General features: G+C 70.4%; 21 protein-coding genes and 1 tRNA gene. 11 read left to right on the forward strand and 11 right to left on the reverse strand.

What is annotated here, in order from left to right:
* The coding region (locus JJL56_RS04655; protein ID WP_282188920.1) for a calcium-binding protein at window positions 1-505 on the forward strand (505 nt) is incomplete at its 5' end.
* Between the two features lie 309 nt (window positions 506-814).
* On the forward strand, window positions 815-1,561 hold the full coding sequence (locus JJL56_RS04660) for a methyltransferase domain-containing protein (RefSeq protein ID WP_200484347.1): 747 nt from the start codon (window positions 815-817) through the stop codon (window positions 1,559-1,561).
* Between the two features lie 9 nt (window positions 1,562-1,570).
* Here the strand turns inward: JJL56_RS04660 and JJL56_RS04665 are convergent, their stop codons facing one another.
* Window positions 1,571-2,491, reverse strand: coding sequence for a LysR family transcriptional regulator (locus tag JJL56_RS04665; protein WP_145622299.1), 921 nt, complete (start codon window positions 2,489-2,491; stop codon window positions 1,571-1,573).
* Between the two features lie 107 nt (window positions 2,492-2,598).
* On the opposite strand from JJL56_RS04665, the gene JJL56_RS04670 reads away from it, so the two are divergent.
* From JJL56_RS04670 to JJL56_RS04695, 6 genes are all read left to right on the forward strand, one after another.
* A complete protein-coding gene (locus JJL56_RS04670) occupies window positions 2,599-3,330 on the forward strand; it encodes an SDR family oxidoreductase (protein ID WP_200484348.1) in 732 nt (243 codons plus the stop codon).
* Between the two features lie 25 nt (window positions 3,331-3,355).
* Window positions 3,356-3,853 (forward strand): carboxymuconolactone decarboxylase family protein, encoded by a 498-nt coding sequence (locus JJL56_RS04675; protein ID WP_145622303.1) that lies wholly within the window; start codon window positions 3,356-3,358, stop codon window positions 3,851-3,853.
* Window positions 3,850-4,206 (forward strand): Atu4866 domain-containing protein, encoded by a 357-nt coding sequence (locus JJL56_RS04680; RefSeq protein WP_145622306.1) that lies wholly within the window; start codon window positions 3,850-3,852, stop codon window positions 4,204-4,206. The genes JJL56_RS04675 and JJL56_RS04680 overlap by 4 nt, the downstream gene beginning before the upstream one ends.
* Window positions 4,207-4,383: 177 nt before the next feature.
* Window positions 4,384-5,013 (forward strand): calcium-binding protein, encoded by a 630-nt coding sequence (locus JJL56_RS04685; protein WP_145622308.1) that lies wholly within the window; start codon window positions 4,384-4,386, stop codon window positions 5,011-5,013.
* Window positions 5,014-5,094: 81 nt separating this feature from the next.
* Window positions 5,095-6,840: a type I secretion system permease/ATPase gene (locus JJL56_RS04690; RefSeq protein WP_200484349.1), complete on the forward strand. Its 1,746-nt coding sequence runs from the start codon at window positions 5,095-5,097 to the stop codon at window positions 6,838-6,840.
* A 14-nt stretch (window positions 6,841-6,854) separates the two neighbouring features.
* Window positions 6,855-8,192 carry an HlyD family type I secretion periplasmic adaptor subunit gene (locus JJL56_RS04695; protein WP_200484350.1) on the forward strand — a complete coding sequence of 446 codons (1,338 nt, stop codon included), beginning with the start codon at window positions 6,855-6,857 and terminating at the stop codon, window positions 8,190-8,192.
* On the opposite strand, the gene JJL56_RS04700 is transcribed toward JJL56_RS04695, so the two are convergent.
* The 8 genes from JJL56_RS04700 to epsC all read right to left on the reverse strand — a co-directional run bounded on the left by JJL56_RS04700 (window position 8,138) and on the right by epsC (window position 15,198).
* On the reverse strand, window positions 8,138-9,898 hold the full coding sequence (locus JJL56_RS04700; protein ID WP_200484351.1) for a tetratricopeptide repeat protein: 1,761 nt from the start codon (window positions 9,896-9,898) through the stop codon (window positions 8,138-8,140). The two genes, JJL56_RS04695 and JJL56_RS04700, sit on opposite strands and share 55 nt — an antisense overlap.
* A gap of 163 nt (window positions 9,899-10,061) precedes the next feature.
* Window positions 10,062-10,136 (reverse strand) — tRNA-Met (locus JJL56_RS04705).
* Between the two features lie 131 nt (window positions 10,137-10,267).
* A complete protein-coding gene (mnmA, locus tag JJL56_RS04710) occupies window positions 10,268-11,401 on the reverse strand; it encodes a tRNA 2-thiouridine(34) synthase MnmA (RefSeq protein WP_145622318.1) in 1,134 nt (377 codons plus the stop codon).
* Window positions 11,402-11,539: 138 nt separating this feature from the next.
* Window positions 11,540-11,869 carry a ferredoxin family 2Fe-2S iron-sulfur cluster binding protein gene (locus tag JJL56_RS04715; protein WP_035672428.1) on the reverse strand — a complete coding sequence of 110 codons (330 nt, stop codon included), beginning with the start codon at window positions 11,867-11,869 and terminating at the stop codon, window positions 11,540-11,542.
* A gap of 45 nt (window positions 11,870-11,914) precedes the next feature.
* Window positions 11,915-12,580, reverse strand: a complete 666-nt coding sequence (locus tag JJL56_RS04720; RefSeq protein ID WP_200484352.1) for a molecular chaperone DnaJ — start codon at window positions 12,578-12,580, stop codon at window positions 11,915-11,917.
* Window positions 12,581-12,724: 144 nt separating this feature from the next.
* Complete coding sequence (locus tag JJL56_RS04725; RefSeq protein WP_200484353.1) at window positions 12,725-13,837, reverse strand: cysteine desulfurase family protein; 1,113 nt, start codon at window positions 13,835-13,837, stop codon at window positions 12,725-12,727.
* A gap of 27 nt (window positions 13,838-13,864) precedes the next feature.
* Entirely contained in the window at window positions 13,865-14,347 is a 483-nt protein-coding gene (locus JJL56_RS04730; protein WP_014239836.1) for an Rrf2 family transcriptional regulator, read from the reverse strand.
* Window positions 14,348-14,424: 77 nt separating this feature from the next.
* Window positions 14,425-15,198 (reverse strand): serine O-acetyltransferase, encoded by a 774-nt coding sequence (gene epsC, locus JJL56_RS04735; protein ID WP_247889198.1) that lies wholly within the window; start codon window positions 15,196-15,198, stop codon window positions 14,425-14,427.
* A gap of 265 nt (window positions 15,199-15,463) precedes the next feature.
* On the opposite strand from epsC, the gene JJL56_RS04740 reads away from it, so the two are divergent.
* Complete coding sequence (locus tag JJL56_RS04740; RefSeq protein ID WP_014239834.1) at window positions 15,464-16,126, forward strand: alpha/beta hydrolase; 663 nt, start codon at window positions 15,464-15,466, stop codon at window positions 16,124-16,126.
* A 29-nt stretch (window positions 16,127-16,155) separates the two neighbouring features.
* The gene (locus JJL56_RS04745; protein WP_200484354.1) at window positions 16,156-16,299 is read left to right on the forward strand and encodes a hypothetical protein; all 144 of its coding nucleotides are present in this window, start codon (window positions 16,156-16,158) and stop codon (window positions 16,297-16,299) included.
* 9 nt (window positions 16,300-16,308) lie between these two features.
* Here JJL56_RS04745 and JJL56_RS04750 read toward each other — a convergent pair whose 3' ends face one another.
* Window positions 16,309-17,373, reverse strand: a complete 1,065-nt coding sequence (locus tag JJL56_RS04750) for an anhydro-N-acetylmuramic acid kinase (RefSeq protein WP_200484355.1) — start codon at window positions 17,371-17,373, stop codon at window positions 16,309-16,311.
* Between the two features lie 106 nt (window positions 17,374-17,479).
* Here JJL56_RS04750 and tyrS point away from each other — a divergent pair, with 106 nt between their 5' ends.
* Window positions 17,480-18,733 (forward strand): tyrosine--tRNA ligase, encoded by a 1,254-nt coding sequence (gene tyrS, locus JJL56_RS04755; protein WP_145622330.1) that lies wholly within the window; start codon window positions 17,480-17,482, stop codon window positions 18,731-18,733.
* Window positions 18,734-18,781: 48 nt separating this feature from the next.
* On the opposite strand, the gene JJL56_RS04760 is transcribed toward tyrS, so the two are convergent.
* A complete protein-coding gene (locus tag JJL56_RS04760; RefSeq protein WP_200484356.1) occupies window positions 18,782-22,414 on the reverse strand; it encodes a YhdP family protein in 3,633 nt (1,210 codons plus the stop codon).
* Window positions 22,415-22,508: the final 94 nt, after the last annotated feature.

A 22,508-nucleotide genomic window follows, 5' to 3' on the forward strand; every position in this document is an offset into this window, starting at 1 on the left:
GTTCGGCGAGGAGGGCGACGACCTGCTGGTCGGCGACGCGGGCGACGACACGATCAGCGGCGGGGCGGGCAACGACGTGGCGCTGGGCGGGGCGGGCCGCGACCTGATCGGGCTTGGTGCGGGCGACGACCTGGCCACCGGTGACGACGGCGACGACACGCTGTTCGGCGAGGACGGCAACGACACGCTGTTCGGCGGGGCGGGCAATGACCTCCTGAACGGCGGGTCGGGCAACGACGTGCTGTTCGCCGACGGCGGGGCGGACACGCTGTGGGGCGGCGAAGGCGCGGATCTGTTCGCCTTCGGGCGGGCCTCGGGCGGCTCGGTGGTGATGGACTTCCAGGCGGGTGTGGACCGTCTGGCCCTTTACGACGCCAGCATGGACCTCGGCGCGGTGATCCGCTCGGCGCGGGTGGAGGGCGGCAACACCACCCTCGACGTCGGCTCGGGCAACCGCATCACCATCCTCGGCCAGACCGGCAACGTCGCCGCCTGGTTCGGCTGAGGACGCATACACGCGATACGGAACGGCGGGTGCCGGGGCCTTCGGGCCTCGGCACCCGCCGTTTCCGTTTCAGGCGGCAGGACGTTGCGATGCGAACCGCAAGCTGTGGGGGTTGGCCTCCGGAAACGGGGGCCGGTTCAAGCGCCGCACTCCGCACAACCATGATGAGAACTTGTTGAGACACGACCGCGCGGGTTATCCTGCAATCATGCGCGGTCATGGCCTCACCATCCTCGTTCGCCGGACCGCCGCGTTCGTTCCGACGCGAGATCGCCCGCTCGTCGCATTCGTTCAATGAAATCGGCCAAAGTGGACATTCCCCGGATCTTCACGATCAGTGAAAGCGCCCACCGCATCCACAACCCGATCACACCGGAGAAGCTCGCCATCCTCGGCGCGGCGTTGCGTCTGGAGGCAGGGGACCGGGTGCTCGACCTGGGCAGCGGTTCGGGGGAGATGCTGTGCAGCTGGGCGCGCGATCACGGCATCACCGGGACCGGCATCGACATGAGCCGGCTGTTCACCGAGCAGGCGAAGCTCCGTGCCGTCGAACTCGGCGTCGCCGATCGGGTCGCGTTCATCCACGGTGATGCCGCCGGTTATGTCTCCGACGAGAAGGTCGATGTGGCCGCCTGTGTCGGTGCCACCTGGATTGCCGGTGGTGTCGCCGGCACGGTCGAGCTTCTGGCGCGGAGCCTGCGCACCGGAGGGATCATCCTCATCGGCGAGCCCTTCTGGAGGCAGATGCCGCCGACGGACGATGTCGCCAAGGGGTGCCTTGCCAACGCAACGTCCGATTTCCTCACGCTCCCGGAGCTTCTCGCGTCCTTCGGCCGCCTTGGCTGCGATGTCGTTGAGATGGTTCTGGCCGATCAGGACGGCTGGGACCGCTACGAGGCGGCGAAATGGCTGACCATGCGCCGCTGGCTGGAAGCCAATCCCGGCGACGACTTCGCGAAGGACATTCGAGCCAAACTGAACTCGGAACCGGTGCGCTACGCCACCCACACGCGGGACTATCTGGGCTGGGGCGTGTTCGCGCTGATGCCGCGGTAACACCTCGCCTCAACCCTGACGTGACGCTCTCGGCGACGCGCCGTTCCGCACGCGCAAATGGTCGATGAAGGCGCGCAGCCGCGGCGGCACCGTCCGGCGGCTGGGGTAGTAGAGATGGAAGCCGGCAAAGGGCGGGCAGAACGCCTCCAGGACGGCCACCAGCGCGCCGCGTTCCAGATGGGGCCGGAAGGTCTCCTCCATGCCGCAGGTGATCCCGGCGCCGGCCAGGGCCAGCCGGACCATCATCCCCATGTCGTTGGTCGCGACCCGCGGATTCACCGCGATATCGAAGTCGCGGCCGTCCTCGGTGAACTCCCAGCGGTAGGGCGCCACGTCCGGCGCCGGACGCCAGCCGATGCAGCGGTGGGCGAGCAGGTCGCGTGGATGGGCTGGACGGCCAAACTCTGCCAGATAGGCCGGTGAGGCCACCACCAACTGCCGCTGCGGGGCCGAGACCGGGACCGCGATCATGTCCTGCTCGATGGCTTCGCCCAGCCGGACGCCCGCGTCGAAACCCGCCGCGACGATGTCGAACTCCTCGTCGGTCACCAGGATGTCGACGCCGACCGATGGGTGGGCGGCCAGAAAGCCGGCCAGCGCCTCCCCCTCCAGGATGCTCTCCGCGATGGATGAGACGGCCAGCCGCAACGTCCCGCCCGGCGCCCCGTGCGCCGAGGCGATGACCTCCAGCGCCGTGCCGATCTCCGCCAGCGCCGGGCGCGTCGCGGCCAGCAGATGCGCGCCCGCGTCGGTCAGCCGCACGCTGCGCGTCGTCCTTTGGAGAAGCGGCACGCCGATCCGATCCTCCAGCCGGCGGACCGCCTGGCTGACGGCGGAACGGGTGACGCCCAGGCGCTCGGACGCCCGGCGGAAGTTGAGCGTCTCGGCCACCGCCAGAAACGCCGCCATGCCTTCGAAAGGATCGCTCATTGGTTAGAGAACCTAACCAGCCTGTTCATGATTGGCAACTCGAACTATCGACCGGTTGATCATAGCTTTTCTCCGTCACCGCAACGATCGACGGAAGGGAGCACGATATGACCGCGATCACCGACAAGACGATTCTCATCACCGGCGCCTCCAGCGGCATCGGCGAAGGCACCGCCCGCGTCCTCGGCGCCGCCGGGGCGAAGCTGCTGCTCGGCGCCCGCCGGACGGACCGGCTGGAGGCCCTGGCCGCCGACATCCAGTCCGGGGGCGGGACCGCCGAGGTCCGCGCGCTGGACGTGACGAGCCGCGCGGACATGGCGGCCTTCGCCGCCTTCGCGCAGGAGCGGTTCGGGCGCATCGACGTGCTGGTCAACAACGCCGGGGTCATGCCGCTGTCCCCCATCGCCTCGCTGAAGGTCGAGGAATGGGACCGCATGATCGACGTGAACATCCGCGGTGTCCTCTACGGCATCGCCGCGGTGCTGCCGGTCATGAACGGCCAGGGCTTCGGCCAGATCATCAACATCGCCTCCATCGGAGCGCTCGCCGTGTCGCCGACCGCCGCCGTCTACTGCGCGACGAAATACGCGGTGCGGGCCATTTCCGACGGGCTGCGCCAGGAGAACGAGCGGCTGCGCGTCACCTGCGTCTGCCCCGGTGTCGTGGAATCGGAGCTGGCCCACACCATCACCGACCCGGAGGCCGAGGAGCTGATGCGGAGCTACCGCGCCGTCTCCATCAAGCCGGACGCCATCGGGCGGGCCATCCTGCACGCCATCGAGCAGCCGGACGACGTGGACACCAACGAGATCGTGGTCCGTCCCACGGCCAGCCATTGAGCCAGCCAAAGCGAAGGAAGTCAGCATGACCCACGCCACCGACACCCTCGGCCGTCCGCCCGCGCGCCTGCGCACCCTCGTCGCGGCGGGGCTGCTCGCCGCGGTTCCGGCGATGCCCGCCGCCGCCCTGACCACGGAGGAGCGCGCCAAGCGCGGCGGCGAGGTGATCCGCAGCCTGAACAACAGCCAGCCCCAGCCCACACTGGAGCGGATGCGCGAGGAGTTTCCCTTCCTGGCGGAGGCCACCGAGGCCTACGCGCTGGGTGACGTCTGGTCCCGGCCGGGGCTGGACACGCGGACCCGCCAGCTGGCCGCCGTCGCCGCCTTCGCCGCCATCGGCGAGACGGCCTTCATGAAGATCCACGCCGGCTACGCGCTCAACGCCGGCGTCTCCGAGGACGAGTTGAAGGAGATCGTCTACATGGTGACGGTCCCGGCGGGCTTCCCCCGCGCGATCTCCGCCGCACGCACCCTGTCGGAGCTGTTCGGCGAGCGCCGCCCGTCGGAAGGAGGCACGCCATGAAACGCGCTTTCGCCCGAACCGCCACCCTGACGGCCGCCCTGCTCGCCGCCGGCGCCGAGGCCCTGCCCGACCGCAAGGCGCTGGCCCAGTCCGCCGACCGGCCTGGGGTGGCGCAGGCGGATCACCCCTATGTCGGCCTGTGGGTGACGGAAGATGGCCGCGTCCGCCACGAGCTTCTCCCCGACAACCGCTACGTCGAGGCGCGGGGCAACCGGGAGAAGGCGTACCAAGGCCGCTATCGGGTCACCGGCGACCACATCGACTATTGGGACGACACCGGCTTCACCGCCGACGGCGACTTCATCGACGGGGTGCTGCACCATGGCGGGATGATCCTGCACCGGAGGCGCTGATCGCAGCGCTTTTTCTCTCCTGTGCAAAACTGTGAAGTGGACAACAGTGCCGGATGCCCGATCCGGGAAGAATGGCTGTGCAAGGGCGAGGTCTTCGAAACGAACCGGCAAAAGGAACGCCGAAGAATACGCCTCCCCCTGCATGGCACAATCCCCTGATCCGAAGGAAACGCATCAATGGCAAACGTCTATGGCACCAACAACGCCGACTATCTCGACATGATCAAGTACGGCGTCAGCAATGACTACGTGCAAGGTTATGACGGCAACGACACCATCCTCGGCTGGTCCGGCAACGACACGCTGGACGGCTGGAACGGCAACGACGTGCTCTACGGCGAGTCGGGCAACGACCTGCTGATGGGCTATTACGGCACCGACACGCTCTATGGCGGCAGCGGCAACGACCAGCTCTATGGCGAGAGCGGGTACGACAAGCTCTACGGCGGCGAGGGCAACGACACGCTGAGCGGCGGCGACACTTTCGACGACCTCTACGGCGGCATGGGCAAGGACCAGATGACCGGCGGGGCCGGGGCCGACTGGTTCTTCTTCGAGACGAAGGACAGCGGCGACATCTACGCCGGCAACGCCGACACCATCACCGACTTCAAGGACGAGGACCAGATCTGGCTGAAGGGCAGCTACAGCTATGCCGGCTCGACCAGCGCGCCCGCCGACGGCCAATACAGCATCTGGCAGAAGGACGGTAATTACGTCGTCACGTGGAACGCGGCCAACGACACCGGCTATCACGACCTGATCGTGAAGGGCGACAACCCGATGGGCGACATCTCCTTCTACTGATCCGCCTGACCGAGGTTCCGGGCGCGCCGTCCTTCCCGGCGCGCCCCTTTCCTTTCTCCGGACGACAGGAGCGCCCTTCCCATGGCCGCACGGGAAACCCGCCGCAGCCCATCCACCGGCCCATCCGCCCACCCGCCCGCCCTGGGCGCGATCCGGCGGCGCATCGCCACCGGCCTCGCCGCCGCGGGCGGGTTCAGCGTCTTTCTCGCCCTCATCCAGCTGGCGATGCCGCTCTACACGATGCAGGTCTACGACCGCGTTCTGGGCAGCCGCAGCGTGGAGACCTTGGTGGCCCTGTCGCTGCTGGCCCTGGGCTGCTTCGCCGTGTTCGGGCTGGTCGAGGCGATCCGCGGGCGGCTGACCCAGGCCATGGGGCATCTCGCGGCGCGCAGCCTGACCATGGACGCCCTGGAGGCGTCGATGGGCGGCCTGCTGCGCGGCGGCCCCAGCCGCCCGGCCCAGGTGCTGCGCGACGTGAACGAATTGCGCCAGTTCCTGTCCGGACCGAGCCTCACGGCACCGCTCGACGCCGCGCTCAGCCTCGTCTTCCTGCTGTTCCTGACGCTGATCCACCCGATCTACGGCCTCGTCTGCGGAGCAAGCATCCTGTGTCTGGTCGGGGTGAGCCTGTTGGGCCGGATGCTGACCATGCCGGGTGCGGCGGAGGCCAACCGCGCCCTGTGCCGACACGGCGCCGAGGTCGAGGCGGCGTCGCACGGCGTGGAGGCCGTCGCCGCAATGGGCATGATGGGCAACCTGCGCCGCCGCTGGCAGGCGGTTCAGGACGATCATCTGCGCTTGGTCAACCAGACCGCCGGACGGGCGCAGGCCGTCGCCTCGCTCGCCAAGGTCTTCCGGATGACCGCCCAGGTGGCGATCCTCGCCGCCGGCACGATGCTGGTGCTGGACCGGCAGGTGTCGCCGGGCAGCATGCTGGCCGCCTCCATCCTGATGGGCCGCGCGCTGGCGCCCTTCGAACAGCTGATCGACTCCTGGCGGAACTGGTCCTCGGCCCGCGAGAGCCTGCGCCGCCTGCGCGTCCTGTTCACCGCGGACGCGGCACCCGCGCCGGGCGCCCCCCTGCCCCGCCCCAGCGGTTCCCTGCTGCTGGACCGCGTGACCTACGTCCCGCCGGGGTCGGACCGTCCGACGCTGCGCGGCCTCTCCTTCTCGGTCGAGCCGGGGGAGGCGGTGGGAATCGTCGGCCCCTCGGCGGCGGGCAAGTCCACGCTGGCCCGGCTGCTGGTCGGCGTGCTGGAGCCGACCCAGGGCGGCGTCTACCTCGACGGCCACAATGTGTGGCGCTGGCACCGCGACGACTGCGGGCGGCATGTCGGTTATCTGCCCCAGGGCGTCGGCCTGCTCGGCGCCACCGTGGAGGACGCCATCGCCCGGCTGGGCGACGCCGACCCGACGCTGGTCACCGCGGCGGCGCGGCGGGCCGGCGTGCATGAGATGATCGGCCGCCTCCCCGACGGCTACCGGACGGAGATCGGCGAGGGCGGCGCCCTGCTCTCCGGCGGGCAGAGGCAACGCATCGCGCTCGCCCGCGCCCTCTACGGCGATCCCCGCCTGATCGTTCTCGACGAGCCCAACGCGAACCTGGACCAGGCCGGCGAGGCGGCGCTGCTGCGCGCCATCGCCGAGGCCAAGGCCGGAGGCGCCGCGGTGGTGGTGATCGCCCACCGCCGCTGCGTCCTCGACGCGGTGGACCGCATCGTCGTGCTGCGCGACGGCATGATCGACCAGACCGCGACGCGGGCCGAGATGGTCCGGCGTCTGGGCACCGCCACACCGCAGCCGGTTGCCGCCACCGCCACCCCCTGATTGGAGACTTCGAGATGACGACGACCGACACGCTGCTGGACCGAAGCGCCATCCCGGCGGAGCCGCGCCGCGCCGAGCCTTCCATCGGCGGCGCTGTGCGGGCGGGCTGCGCAGTGATCGCCCTGGCGCTGGGCGCCGGACTCGGCTGGGGCTTCCTGGCCCCGCTGGACAGCGCCGCCCACGCGCCGGGCACCGTGGTGGTGGACGGCAACCGCAAGACCATCCAGCACTTGGAAGGCGGCATCGTCGCCGAGCTGGCGGTGCGAGACGGCGACACGGTGGCCGCCGGGCAGACCCTGCTCCGCCTGGAAGGGACGCAGAGCCGCGCCACCCTGGAGGAGCTGTCCACCGAACAGGCCGCCGCCCTGGTCCGCATGGCCCGCCTGCGCGCCGAATACGCCGGCCAGCGCGCCTTCTCCGTCCCGGCGGAGCTGGTGGATGGAAGCGCCGCCGCCCGGCGCGCCCTGGCCGTGCAGCAGCAACTGTTCGCCTCCCGCTGGACCCGCCATGACGGCGACATGGCCGTGCTGCGCGAACAGCGTCTGCAGGCCGAGCGCGAGGTGACCGCCCACCGCGCCCAGGAACGCGCGGCGGCGGAGCAGATCGTCTACATCGAGGAGGAGTTGGCCGGTGTGCTCGACCTCTTCAACAAGGGGCTGGAACGCAAGCTGCGGGTCCTGTCGCTGAAGCGCGCCATGGCCGACCTGGCCGGCACCCGCGATCAGTCCCACGCCCGCGCCCTGCTGGCCGAACAGGCGGTGACGGTCGCCGACACCCAGATCCACGCCAAGGAGACGGCCCGCCGCTCCGACATCGCCGCGGAGATGGAGGAGGCGCAGAACGCCTTGGACCAGACCGCCGCCCGCTTGAAGGCCGCCCGCGACGCGGTGGAGCGCACGGAGATCCGCGCCCCCGTTCCGGGCCGTGTGGTCGGACTGGCCGTCTTCACCGTCGGCGGAGTGGTGAAGCCGGGCGAGCCGCTGATGGACATCGTTCCGGACAGCGGCCCGCCGACCATCGAGGCGCGCATCGACCCGCTGGACATCGACGTGGTGAAGGCCGGCCAGACCGCGCAGGTCCGCCTCAGCGCCTTCAAGCCCCGCCGCACGCCCTCGATCGACGCCACCGTTGTCGACGTTTCCGCCGATCGCCTGACCGATCCGACGACCCACGCTCCCTACTTCGTGGCCCGCGTCCGCCCCCTGCCCGGCGCGCTGGAGCGCATCGGCCCGGCGGCCCTGCATCCGGGCATGCCCGCCGATGTGCTGATCGCGACCGGCCAGCGCCGGGCCATCGATTACGTGCTGGCGCCGTTGCAGGACGCCATGGCGCACGCGCTGACCGAGGATTGAGGGGCGCCCCGCCCGTCGGCCAGTCGTTGCAGTTCCCCGGCGACTTCGGACACCGGGCCCGGCCAATCGCCCACGCGGCTTTGCCGGAACAGGCGGGCCGTCGGGTACCACGGGCTGTCCGCGCGTCCGAGCATCCAACGCCAGTCCGGCGCAAAAGGCAGCAGCACCCATGTCGGCCGGCCCAGGCTGCCGGCCAGATGCGCCACGGCGGTGTCCACGGTGACGACGAGGTCAAGCGACGCCAGTGCCGCCGCCGTCGCCGCGAAATCGGTCAGGAAGGGCGACGCGTCGAAGGGAGCGTCGGACCAGGAGGCCAGATCAGCCACCGCCGGGCCGATCTGCAGGGACACCCATTGAACTCCGGCCAACTCCCGGAGCGGCGCGAGGGCGGCAAGGGGAAGGGAGCGGCGGCGGTCGTTGGCGTGCTCGCGCCGTCCGGCCCACACAAGGCCGCAACGAATCCGGGCGCTCGGCGCAGCGGCGGCCAGACGGTCCGTCCAGATGCGTGTGGCGGCCTCCGACGCACGCAGCATCGGGGTGTCCGGCGCCACGGGATGGCTGCGGTTCAGCAGCAACGGCAGGCTCATCAGCGGCGCGTGCAGGTCAAAGGGCGGCAGGTGGCTCCCGCCCGGAAAGTCGGGGGAACGCGGGATCACCGCCACGCCCTCGACGGCCGGGGACTCCCGCAACAGGGAGAGAAGAGGCGGCTGGACCTCCAGCAGGACGCGCGTCGCTCCCGCGTCCCGCAGCAGGGGCACAAAGCGCAGAAACTGGAGCGTGTCGCCCAGCCCCTGTTCGGCGTGCAGAAGGATGGTCCGGCCGGTCAGCGGCCCGCCATTCCACGCCGGCTGGTCGAACCGGCGACGCTGGCCTTGCATGACCGGCGCTTTCCAACGCCATTCGAATTCACGCCATCCGTTTGCGAAATCGCCGAGCAGCAACCGCGTCAGCGCGCGGTTCCAATGGGCGTCGGCGTTCTCGGGATCGAGGGACAGCGCGCGACCGTAACAATCCAGCGCCTCGTCCACGGCACCCAGTTCGCCCAGGGTGTTGCCCAGGTTGTTCAGCGCGCCCATGTGCCCCGGCGCCCGGTCCAGAACCTTTCTATAGTGGCGGGCGGCCTCCTCGAGCCGGTTCGCCCGCTCGAACGCGACGCCAAGGTTGAACAGAGCATCGGGGGCGCCCGGCGTCAGCCCGAGAAGCCGCTCGAAGCAAGCGATCGCTTCCTCCGTATCGCCACGCTCCGTCAATGACACGCCCAGATTGTTGAGCGCGTTGGCGGAGGTCGGGGCGCCGTTGAGCGCCTTGCGATGACATGACACCGCCTCGTCGAGGCGGCCACGCCCACGAAGCGCGAGCCCGAGGTTGCCGAGCACGCCGGGGTCGTTCGGCGCAAGCCGCAAGGCCGCGCGCAGGCTCTGTTCCGCTTGCTCCATCCGCCCTTCGACCAAATGGATGGCGCCAAGGTTGCCATGGGCATGCCGCGTCTCGGGCGCGCGGGGATAGCGGCGGATCATGTCCCGGTACAGCGCCTCGGCGCCACGCAAATCCCCGGCCATATGCTTTGCCAACGCGGCTTGCAGGTTCGTCTTGGCGCCCATGACGGGATGAAGGGTCTCGATTTTTCGGAAGGCGGTGGCAGGCGTATGCACGCCTGATAACCTACCCGAACGCCACCCGCCGCCCAGCGCGACATGTTCGCGCACGTCCTTCCAACCACGCCGCTTCAAGGCCCCTGCCGTTGACGCCAACACGCGCGGAACAGCCGCGGTGCCTGACCTGTCTAACCGGGAGTCTAACGGCGCTCATGGGGCATGGGTCGGAAATGAAAAAGGCCAGCCAACCCATTGGATTGACTGGCCTTTATGATGGTAGCAGCGGAGGGATTTGAACCCCCGACCAAGGGATTATGATTCCCCTGCTCTACCACTGAGCTACGCTGCCATCGTGCTTACCATCATCTCCCAGCGCGGTCCGTTTCGGTGTTGGCCGCCGCGGTTCGTGCCGGGGCCGCTTATGTATTCCAGGGGGACCGGGGTGTCAACGCTGAAATTTCACTTTTTGCGAAGTTCTCGTCAGGCTCCCGTGCCGGCAATCCAGCCACCGCCCAGCACCCGGTCGCCCTGGTAGACGACGCAGGCTTGGCCGGGGGCGACGCCGTATTGCGGCTCGTGCAGTTCGGCCTGTGCGGTGCCGTCCGCGCCCAGACGCCACACCGCCGGAGCGGGCGGCTGTGCGGAGCGGAGCTTCACCTCCACCTCCAGCCCCTCGCCGGGAGCCAGGGCGGGGCCGAGCCAGTTGACCTCGCGGATCGTCACCACGCTGCGCGCCAGCTCGCGGCGCGGGCCGACGACGACGCGGCGCTGACCGGGCTCCAGGCGCACGACGAACAGCGGCTCCTCCTCGCCCCGGATGCCGCCGATGCCCAGCCCCTTGCGCTGGCCCACCGTGTAATGAACCACGCCGCGGTGACGCCCGAGCACGCGCCCGTCGACATGGACGATGTCGCCGGGCTCGACCGAGCCGGGACGCAGCTTCGCCACCACGTCGGCGTAGGAGCCGTTGGGAACGAAGCAGATGTCCTGGCTGTCCGGCTTGGCCGCCACCTCCAGCCCGTGGCGCTCGGCCAGCGCGCGGGTCTCCGGCTTGGTCAGGCCGCCCAGCGGGAAGCGCAGGAACTCCAGCTGCTCGCGCGTCGTGGCGAACAGGAAGTAGCTCTGGTCGCGTCCGGGATCGATGGCGCGGTGCAGCTCCGCCCCCGCCGCCCCCTGGACGCGGCGCACGTAATGGCCCGTCGCCAGGGCGTCGGCGCCGAGGTCGCGGGCGGTGTTCAGCAGGTCGCGGAACTTGACCCGCTGGTTGCAGCGCACGCAGGGGATCGGCGTCTCGCCGCGCAGATAGGTGTCGGCGAAGTCGTCGATCACGTCCTGGGAGAACTTGCCCTCGTAATCCAGCACATAGTGCGGGATGCCGATGCGGTCGGCCACCTGACGGGCGTCGTAGATGTCCTGCCCGGCGCAGCAGGCGCCCGGCTTCTGCAGGGCGATGCCGTGGTCGTAGAGCTGGAGCGTGATGCCGACCACGTCGTAGCCCTCCTCCCGCAGAACGGCGGCGGTGACGGAGGAATCGACGCCGCCGGACATGGCGACGACCACGCGGGTGTCCTGGGGACGCTTGGCGATGCCGAGGGAGTTGGCGTAGGAGATCATGGCGCCCTATATGGGCTGGTTCCCAAAAAATTCACCACCGGAGAACCGGGGCGCTCCGCCCGCGAACGGGGCTGGCGCGCCGGTTCCCCGGTGGCTGGTGCGGACCGCGGCGGCCCCGAAAGGCGCCGCGGCGGTGGGTCAGCGCATGGCGTTGTTGGTGCCGCCGGGCAGGCGCACGGCCAAGCCGTCCAGCTCCTCGCTGATGATGATCTGGCAGCCCAGGCGCGAGGTCTTGGTCAGGCCGAAGGCGAGGTCGAGCATGTCCTCCTCGTCCTCCGAGGCCTCGTTCAGCACGTCGAACCACTCCGGCTCCACGATGACGTGGCAGGTCGAGCAGGCGAGCGAGCCCTCGCAGGCGCCTTCCAGATCCAGGCCGTGCTTATGCGCGACCTCGAGCACGGACAGGCCGAGCGGGGCGTCCACCTCGTGGCGGGTGCCGTTCGGCTCGATGAAGGTCATCTTGGGCATTGGGGTGCTCTCCTGAACAAAGGCGTCGATGTGCGGTGGCGATGATTATGGTGTCTTCGAGGCAGGGACGGAGCGCCGCGTCCGGCATTCGACCGCCAGCGCCTCCAACCGCTCCAACCGCGCGAGGATGCGCGCGGCGTTGTCGGTCTGCCCGTTGCGGAAGGCAATGGCAAGATACTTGATGCAACTTTCCACGCGCTGACCGATGTCCTGGGCCAGCCGGTCCACCGCGGTGACGTCCGGGGTGCCGTCCAGCCGGTCGGCGAGCGCCGCCACCTCCTCGTCCTCCTCGACGGAGAGGACGGCGGTGGGGGCGTTCATTTGGTCCAGCAGATAGCGGGCGCGGCGCACCGGGTCGCGCAGCGTCTCATAGGCGTCGCCCAGCGCGTCGGCCTGGGCACGGGCGTTGGCCTGCTGCCGCGCGCCGCGCGCCGCGAAGCGCTCCGGGTCCATGGCGCGGGAGAAACCGGCGTGCTGGCGGGCCAGCGCCTCCGGCTCGATGTCGAAGCGGCGCTCCAGACCCAGCCGGGTGAAATGGTCGAGCGGGCGCGGCGCCTGCACCGCCCCGCAGGAATGGCAGAACATCGCGCGCGCCGCGACCGAATGACCGCACAGCCAGCACGGCTCCAGGTCGCCGTCGATGGCCCCGGCGATGCCCATGGAAGCCTTCCCCTTGGGAAAGCGCGGCGGGCCGGAATCGGATGTCGTCATGCTTGCCGTCCGTTGAAACGCTGCACAGGTCGGCCGTGAGGCCGGCGGGTCGCCGCCGTCCCTTCGGCCGGGTGATACCCAGAAGCGGGGCGCCGCGCAACCTTACACGGCCCGCGGCGGGAGGAGGAGGTCATGGAGAGGCGATTACGCCGCAGGGGCACGGGCCAGCCTTGCCGCCATGGCGGCGTAGGCGGCGGCGAAGCGCTCCACCGCCGCGTCGTCGCTGTCCCAGCCCAGGCTGACGCGGATGGCGCAGGCAGCGTCCCCGGCGCTCTCGCCCATGGCGGCCAGGACGTGGGACGGCTTCACCTTGCCGCTGGAACAGGCCGAGCCGGCGCTGACCGCCACACCGGCGAGGTCCAGCGCCATCACCTGCGTCTCCCCCGCCACGCCGGGCAGCAGCAGGTTGCTGGTGTTGCCGACCCGCGCCGCGCCGGCCCCCATCACCCGCGCAGCCGGAACGGCGGCGAGCGCAAGCACCTCCAGCGCGTCGCGCATGACGGTCAGGCGGGCGCTGTCGGGAAGCTCCTGCCGCGCAAGACGGGCCGCGGCGCCGAAGCCGGCGATGCCGACGACGTTCTCGGTCCCGGCGCGGCGGCGCTTTTCCTGCCCGCCGCCGCGGATCAGCGCCTCCGGCTCCAGCCCGTCGGCGAGAATCAGGGCGCCGACACCGGCGGGGCCGCCGATTTTGTGGGCCGACAGGGTCAGCAGGTCGGCGCCAAGCGCCCCGAGATCGAGTGACAGGCGGCCGGCGGCCTGCACCGCGTCGCAATGGAACAGCGCGCCGTGGGCGTGGGCGATCCGCGCCGCCTCGGCCACCGGCTGGATCACACCGGTCTCGTTGTTGGCGAGCATCAGGGAAACCAGCGCCGGGCCGTCGCCGCTGGCGAGCATCCGGTCGAGCGCGGCGAGGTCGGCGACGCCGTCGCGGCTCACCGGGATGCGGGCGGCGCCGGGCACCGCCTCCAGCACCGAATCATGCTCGATGGCGGAGGTCACGACTTGCCGGCCCGGAAAGCCGCGCAGCGCCAGATTGTTGGCTTCCGTTCCGCTGCCGGTGAAGAAGACCTGGGCGGGCCGCACCCCGGCCAGGGCGGCGACCTGGGCGCGCGCCTCCTCCACCGCGCGGCGGACCGTGCGGCCGAAGCCGTGCACCGACGACGGGTTGCCGGCGAGATCCATGGCCTGAATCATCGCCGTCTTCACCGCCGGCTTCAGAGGCGCCGAGGCGTTGTGGTCGAGATAGACGCGGGTCATCGGAACGAAGGGCCGGAGGGCGCTCCCTTACTCCGCCGCGACCGCGGCACCCTCGTCCGCCGGCTGCGGGCCGCGGATGGTCAGGCTGCTGGTGCCGATGATCCGGCGCTCCACCACGTCGGCCACGGTGACCGAGCTGAGATACATGTGGATCTGGTTGCCCAGCTCCTCCCACAGGTCGTGGGTCAGGCAGCGCGACCGGTTGGTGCGGCAGCCCTGCGGCGTGCCGTTGGCGCAGCGGGTCGTGCGGATCGGCTCGTCCACCGCCAGGATGATGTCGGACACCCGCGTCGCGTCCGCCGGATGGGCCAGCAGATAGCCGCCGCCGGGGCCGCGCACGCTCTTCACCAGACCGCCCTTGCGCAGCTTGGCGAACAGCTGCTCCAGATAAGAGAGCGAAATCTCCTGCCGGTCGGCGATGTCGGCAAGGGCGACGGGGCTCCCCTGGCTGGTGGCAGCAAGATCGACCATGGCCATGACGGCATAGCGTCCCTTGGTGCTGAGTCTCATTTTACCCTCCTTACCCTTCCTTCACCCCGGCCCGACCGTTCAGCGGATCGGCGCCAAGCCTCGTGTTTGTGTTTGGTTCAACAGGACGCCGCCGGACCGCTGTCGGCGGACACCGGCTCGCGCACCCCATTGTCGGGCCGGGCGCTCCCGTTGGAAACGCCCGATGTTTCGTATACGGATGAATTATGCGCGTCACCGCGCTCCGATTCCAGTTCCTCGACGCGCCGGCGCAGGGTCGACACCTGATCGAGCAGGCCGTTCAGCGCGCGCGCCACCGGATCGGGGATGTCGCCGCAGGGCGTGCCGTAGGGCATGAACTTCTGCGTCTCGACGCGGTCGCGCGTCACCACCGCCTTGGCCGGGATGCCGACCACGGCGATGCCCGGCGCCACGTCCGCCACCACGACGGCGTTGGCGCCGACGCGGGCGCCGCGCCCGATGGTGATGGCCCCCAGCACCTTCGCTCCCGCGCCGACGATCACGCCGCTCTCCAGCGTGGGGTGTCGCTTGCCCTGGTTCAGCGAGGTTCCGCCCAGCGTAACCCCATGATAAAGCATCACATCGTCACCGATCTCGGCGGTCTCGCCGATGACGACGCCCATGCCGTGGTCGATGAAGAAGCGGCGCCCGATGGTGGCGCCCGGATGGATCTCGATGCCGGTCAGCGCGCGGGCGATCTGCGAGACGGCGCGCGCCATCAGGTGCCAGCGGCGATCCCAGCAATAGCGCGCGACGCGGTGCATGACGATGGCGTGGAAGCCCGGATAGCACAGCGCGACCTCGGCCCGTGACCGCGCGGCCGGGTCGCGGGCCATGATACCGTCGATCTCTTCGCGAAGATGCTTGAACACCGGAACACCCGCCGTGGTATAGTCCGCCCTCTTGCCGGAAGAGGTGATCTTTCGCAAGAGCCCTCGACCCGTGCCTCGCCGGTCGCGCGGGTTGCCCTTGAAGGACGCATCGACGCATATATGATGACCAAGCAAAACGGTCAAGAATTGTGTGCGAAAAATCCATGCTTGTCCATGGGCAACCACGTCCGCTTGCCGTGGCGTCCGCTCACCGCTCCGCCGGTGGTCCGGATCACCTTATATTCGCGTCAGGATCGCCGTTCCCATGCCTGAAGTGATGATCAACGGTCCGGCCGGACGTCTGGAAGGGCGCTACACACACGGCACGATCCCCAACGCGCCGATGGCCTTGCTGCTGCATCCGCACCCGCATCACAACGGGACCATGAACAACAAGGTGGTCTTCACCCTGTTCCAGTCCTTCACGAAGCGCGGCTACTCGGCCCTGCGCTTCAATTTCCGCGGGGTCGGCCGCAGCCAGGGGACCTACGACAAGGGCGAAGGGGAACTGGCCGACGCGGCGGCAGCGCTGGACTGGCTGCAGACCCACAACCCCAACGCCCCGGTCTGCTGGATCGCCGGGGTCTCCTTCGGGGCGTGGATCGGCATGCAGCTTCTGATGCGCCGCCCGGAGATCGACGGCTTCGTGTCCGTCTCCCCGCCGGCCAACCTGTTCGACTTCTCCTTCCTGGCGCCCTGCCCCTCCTCCGGCCTGATCATCCACGGCGACAAGGACGAGTTGGTTCCGGGGGCGGCGGTGAACAAGCTGGTGACCAAGCTGTCGCACCAGAAGGACATCCGCATCGACCACCGCGTCGTCCCCGGCGCCAACCATTTCTTCGCCAACCGCAGCGACGATCTGGCGGTGCAGGTGGACGATTATCTGGACCGCGCGATGGGCAACCCCGTCGCCGCGGTGGCGGAGTGAGTGGCGGAGTGAGTGGCGGAGTGACCGTTGTGAAAACCCTTCGCCTCACCGTCGTCACCGGCCTCGCGGCGCTCCTGCTGTCCGGCTGCAGCAACGCCCAGATCGCCAGCACCTTCGGCAACTGGTGCAAGCACGCCGACAACTGCACCGACAACAGCCGTCCGCGCCCGTAACCTCCGGCGTCACACCGGGTGGAAGCGCCCGCCGCTCATCGGCCGCGGGACACCGGTGGTGGCCGGCAGGCTGAGCGGCAGCCCCTTGCGGCTGCGCACCGCCAGATAGGCGAAGGCTTCGGCCTCCAGCGCGTCGCCGTTCCAGCCCACCGCCTCGACCGGATCGACCGGCACGCCCAGCCGGTCGGCCAGCATGTCCATCAGCGTCGCGTTGTGCCGCCCGCCGCCGCAGACCAGCCAGCGCAGTGGCGCCTCCGGCAAATGCGGGACGATGCGGGCGACCGACGCGGCGGTGAAAGCGGTCAGGGTCGCCGCTCCATCCTCCACCGACAACCCGCGCACGGGCGCCGGATCAAAGGCGTCGCGGTCCAGCGACTTCGGCGCCGGCTGGTCGAAATAGGGATGGGCGAGCAAGGCCGCCAGAGCGCCTTCATCCGCTTTGCCCCGCGCCGCCAGCGCCCCGCCGGAATCGTAGCGGGCACCCTGGCCGGACAGCACCCAATCGTCCACCAGCGCGTTGCCCGGCCCGGTGTCGCAGGCGATGACCGCGTCCTCCCCCGCGCCGATCCAGGTGACGTTGGCGACGCCCCCGATGTTCAGCACGGCCAAGGGCCGCGGCAGGGCATCGGCCAGCGCGCGGTGGAACAGCGGCACCAGCGGGGCGCCCTGCCCGCCCGCCGCCACGTCCGCCGCGCGGAAGTCGTTGACCACGGCGATGCCGGTCGCCCGCGCCAGCCGCGCGCCGTCGCCGATCTGCCAAGTGCGGCGCTGCGCCGGGTCGTGGAAAATCGTCTGGCCGTGGAAGCCGATCAGATCCACCGCGGCGGCCTCCGTTCCGGCCTCCGCCAGCAGGCGGCGCACGGCGTCGGCGTGGGCGTCGGTCAGGGCGCGTTCCACCGCCTCCACCGGCCCCTTGCCGCCGAGGCAGGAGCGCAGGTCGGCGCGGAAGCCGTCCTCGTAGGGGATGGTGACGAAGGCCAGCGGCTCCACGCGGCGTTCGCCGTCGGTGCGGACCAGCGCCGCGTCGATCCCGTCCATGGAGGTGCCGCTCATCAGCCCGACGACCGTCTGCATTCCCTGCCTCAATCTCCGATCAAACCGGCCCCGAGAATTGTGGGGCCGCGCGTTCCATGCTAACAGACGCGACCCTGGACCCTACCACGACAGCCGGATCGCGGCCATGACGACGCTGACATCGGATTTCCTCCGCACGCTGCAGGAACGCGGCTTCATCCACCAGTGCACCGACCTCGCCGGGCTCGACGAGCGCGCGGCGAAGGGGCCGATCATCGCCTACATCGGCTTCGACTGCACGGCGGACAGCCTGCATGTGGGCAGCCTGCTGCCGATCATGATGCTGCGCTGGCTGCAGAAGACCGGCCACAAACCAATCGTCCTGATGGGCGGCGGGACGACCAAGATCGGCGACCCCTCCGGCAAGGACGAGGCGCGCCAGCTCCTGACCGACGAGGCCATCAACGCCAATATGGCGGGCATCAAGCGCATCTTCGGGCGCTACCTGTCGTTCGGCGACGGCCCCACGGACGCGGTGATGGTCAACAACGCCGACTGGCTGGACGCGCTGAAATACATCCCGCTGCTGCGCGACATCGGCCGGCACTTCACGATCAACCGCATGATGACCTTCGAATCGGTCAAGCTGCGGCTTGAGCGCGAGCAGCCGCTGACCTTCCTGGAATTCAACTACATGATTCTCCAGGCCTATGACTTCGTGGAGCTGTTCCGGCGCGAGAAGTGCGTGCTCCAGATGGGCGGGTCGGACCAGTGGGGCAACATCATCAACGGCGTGGAGCTGGGCCGCCGCACCGACGGTGCGGAGCTGTTCGGCCTGACCACCCCGCTGCTGACCACCTCGTCGGGCGCCAAGATGGGCAAGACCGCCGCGGGCGCGGTGTGGCTGACCGCCGACAAGCTCAGCGCCTATGATTTCTGGCAGTACTGGCGCAACACCGAGGACGCCGACGTCGGCCGCTTCCTGCGTCTCTACACCGAACTGCCGCTGGACGAGGTGGCGCGGCTGGAAGCCCTTGAGGGCGCCGGCATCAACGAGGCCAAGAAGATCCTCGCCCACGAGGTGACCAGGCTCGCCCACGGCGAGGAGGCCGCCCTGGAGGCCGCCGAGACCGCCCGCCGCACCTTCGAGCAGGGGGCCGCCGCCGAGGGCCTGCCGAGCATCGACGTGCCCCGCGCCGAGCTTGAGGCCGGGGTCGCGGTGGTGGACCTGCTGGTCTCCGCCGGGCTGGCCGCGTCGAAGGGCGAGGCGCGCCGTCTCATCAAGGGCGCCGGCGCGAAGATGAACGACGCCGCCATCCCCGACGAGGCCGCCAAGGCCACCGCCGCCGACCTGAACGCCGACGGCGTCATCAAGCTGAGCGCCGGCAAGAAGCGCCACGCGCTGGTCAAGGCGGTGTGAGGCAACGCTGGGTCCCTCTCCCGCCCCGGGAGAGGGAAAATCAACCCCCTACTTCTCGAAGGTCCCCGGCGACGGCGCTTCCTTCCCGTCGCCACCTTCGCCCAGGAAGAACAGGTTGCGCAGGAAGCCCGGCGCCAGCATGGCGAGCGGGTTCACCGTCACGTCCGGGTCGGCCAGCGGCCCGCGGACGTGCCAGGTGGCGCTGAAGATGCCCTGCCCCTCGCCGCCGCTCAGCGCGTCGCCCAGCAGCGGAATCTGGCCGATCAGGCGGTTCAGCCCATAGATGGGCACGATGGTGCCGCGCAGGTTGGCGGTGTCCGTTTCGATGTCGATTTCCCCTCCCAGGGTGAGGCCGAGCGCGGAGCCTGAGGTGCGCAGGTCCTTGATCGTCAGCAGGCGACCGTCCTTGCGGTAATCGCTAACCGCCCGCCCGAAGCGGATGCCCGCGCCGCCGCCCATCAGCTCGGCGAAGCCGGAGGGGGAGATGGCGTTCAGGATGCGGGCCAGGACCGGCGCATCGACCAGCGCGTAGTCGGTCAGCTCCATCCGGCCTTCGATGGCGGCGTCGGCCCGCGGCTCCACCGTGCGGCCGGTGATCGCCAGCGCGCCGCCCTGCACCCGGTCGTTGATGTCGAGCGCGCGGAAGGTCGCGCCCGCGTTGCTGGCCGAGATGGCCACGTCGTGGAAGCCCTGGGCACCCGGCAGATAGCGCAGGGACACCGCGCCGTCGCGCCCCGCCCGCGCCGTCACGTCGAGCGCGGTCCAGGACAGGCGGTCGCGCCTGATCCGCCCGGCCACGTCGGACAGATGGCGGCCATCCCCGAAGACGACGCGATTCAGCTTCAGGTCGAAATCGAGCGGCAGCGGCTTCTCGTCGCTCGGGCCGGGCTTCTTGCCGCCGGGCGGGTCGGCCTTGCCGGCCAGGACGCGGGCGTCGAGGCTCTGGCCCGTGATGGTTCCGGAATAGCCGCTCTTGCCGCCGTCGTGCACCGTCACGTCGGCCTTCAGGTCGGTCTGGCCGACCGACAACTGCCCGACCGCCACCTTGGTGACCGCCATGGTCTGCGGCGCGAGATCGACGACCGCCTGGGCGCGCAGCCCCCCGGCATCGACCGACAGGCCGGTGATGCGGGTCACCCGGTCCTTCTGGAACTCCAGCGCCAGCTTGCCGGCGCCGGGCACGCCGGGCTTCTTCTCCCAGCCCAGCTCGTCGATGCGCAGGTGGGTCTTTTCCAGGTTCAGCCCGGCGGTCAGGCCGAAGCGGCGGCGCTGGTCCACGGTGAACAGCACGTCCGCTCCCAGCGGCCCCGCGACATGCTCGCCGAGGTCGATGCCGTGGCTGCGCAGGTCCTGGGCGTCCACGTCGCCCTTCACGGCAATGCGGGTGCGCGGCCCCTTGGCGGTGGAGGTGAACTGCTCCTTCCAGTCGATGGTGACGGGGATGCCGTCCAGCTTGGTGTTGCCCTTGACCGTCATGGCGTTCATGTCGAGCGCCAGCGTCAGGTCGCCCTCGGTCGCGGTCAACCCGGCTGCCACCTTCTCCACCCCGACGCCGCGCAGCTTCGCCGCGACGTCCAGGTTCAGCTGCTCCACCTTCAGATCGACCAGCAGCGGGAACTGGAAGTGCAGCTGCGCGTCGGCCTGCCCCTGCGTGCGCTTCGGGTCGAGGTCGAGCCGGCTGGGATAGCCCAGCGGCGGACTGTCCAGAACCGTCAGGATGGTGCGCACCGGCCCGCGGACCGGGACGCGGATCTCCATGGTCTCCTTGCCGGTGTCCAGCCCGCCGATGACGACGGTGCCCTCGCCGAGCTGAACGTCGTCGATCCGCCCGCCCTTGGTGTGAATGGTGAAGGTCTTGCCGTCGGTGGACACCTCCGCCGCCAGACCGGTCACCTTGGGCAGCGGGTGGAAGTAATCCACCGTCATGTCCTCGGCCTGGATGCCGGCCTGGAAATGCGTCACGTCGATCGCCGCGAGGTCGGACAGCGGCCCGCTGGCGGCGACGGTGGCCGTCGCCTCCGGGACGACGCCCTGCGACAGGTTTTCGGTCACCCACTCCCGCGCGTTCTTCCCCAGACCCAGCGGCCACAGCCGGGGCAGCTCGTCCGCCGGCACCCGCCGGGCCGTCACGGCGGCCTCCACCGACAGGCGGGCGTCCGGCGTGCCGAACTGGGCGACGGTGGCCTGCGCCGTTCCCTCCACCGTCGGGCCGCCGAGGTCGATCGCCAGCCGCTCCACATCCAGCCGGCCCGAAACGCGATCCCCGGCCACCGTCAGGGCGGCGGAGGCGACGGGCAGCGGTTCCGGGAACAGGTCCGGCCGGAGGACGCGGCCGGCGCCGGCCGTCAGCTCCGCCCGCCCGCTGCGCGGCTGTCCGTCGGGGTCCAGCTCGACGCTGGCCGTGCCGGACAGGGGAAGCTGCGCCGCGCCCAGTGGGGCCAGCGCCGGGGCGAGCCCGGCCAGCGCGGCGGGCACCAGCCCGTCGAGCCTTGCGGCCAGCGACGCGCCCTTGTCGGGAACCTGCGTGCCGTCGAGGTCGAGCGAGGCCCGCTCGCCGCCCGCCGTCAGGTCGAGCCGCAGGCTGCCGCTGCGTTGCCCGCCCTGCTCCCGCAGGTCGCCCCGCCCAGAGATCGCCACCCCGTCGAGCGCGAGGTCGAGCCGCTCCAGCTCCGCCCGCCGGCCCGGCACGTCCAGCCCGCCGCGCAGCCGCAGACGGTCGACGCGGTAGGGGTCGGGCCGCAGCGCGGGCAGGCTGACCTCCCCGGCACCGCCCTGCAGATCGAAGCCGAAGCGCACCGGCTCGAACCGCGAATCCAGGGTCGCGTCGATGCGCCCGCCCAGCGGCACGGTCACCGCCGACAGCGGCGCCAGCAGCGGCCCGATCTTGGCGAGCGCCGCCGGCTGCAGCCCTTCGAAGCGGGTGGACAGCGCGGTTTCCGCATCCGCCATGCGATGGACGCCCGACGCCTCCACCGCCGCCGTCCGCCCGTCGAGGTCGAGCAGCAATTGCGCTCCGCCGACGATCTCCGTCCCGTCGCGGGTCAGCACGATGTCGGCGCGGTTGGCGTGCCAGGACAGGCCCAGCATCCGGTTCGTCACCGTCAGGTCGGCGCCGATGATGGTCAGCCGCCGCAGCAGGCCCAGCGGGCGGGCGATGTCCGGGGGCTGCATCAGGGTGGAGACGATCTCCCCCGCGAAATCGGGGCTTCCGGCCGGCTCCTCCTTCTCCGGCTCGCCAGGAGACGGAAGCGAGCGCACGTCGAAATCCAGGCTGCCGTCGGCCCGGCGCACCACCTGGAGGCGCGGCCGCACGAGGTCGAGCCGGGTCGGCGACAGCTTGCCCTGGAACAGCGCGCGCACGGAGAAGCCGACGCCCAGCTCCGGCACCGCCGCAAGCTCGTCCCCTTCGGCGTTGACCGCGTGCACGTCGATGGCCCGCAGATCCAGCCGGGTCAGCCCGTCGCTCTCCTCCTCGTCCACCCAGGACAGGACGAGCTGGCCGACATCGACGCGGTAGCGGCCCTGCGGATCGCTCAGCGCCCGCTCCACATAGGGGGTCAGCGGGTCGAGCGCGATCGGCCCCTGGGCCAGCCGCCAGGCGAACAGCCCGCCCGCGGCGCCGACGACGACGACCGCGCCCGCGGTGGTCCAGGCGAGAATCTTCGCGGTGCGCCGGATCACGGACGGGGTCCCAGCGGCGGCGCATTGTCACGGTTGACCGGAAGGGCGGGACCGCGCACCTTCCTGCTCAGTTCTTGTGCAGGGATAGCCGCGA

It is taken from the genome of Azospirillum aestuarii (assembly GCF_016632405.1).
Taxonomy (GTDB): Bacteria; Pseudomonadota; Alphaproteobacteria; order Azospirillales; family Azospirillaceae; genus Azospirillum; species Azospirillum aestuarii.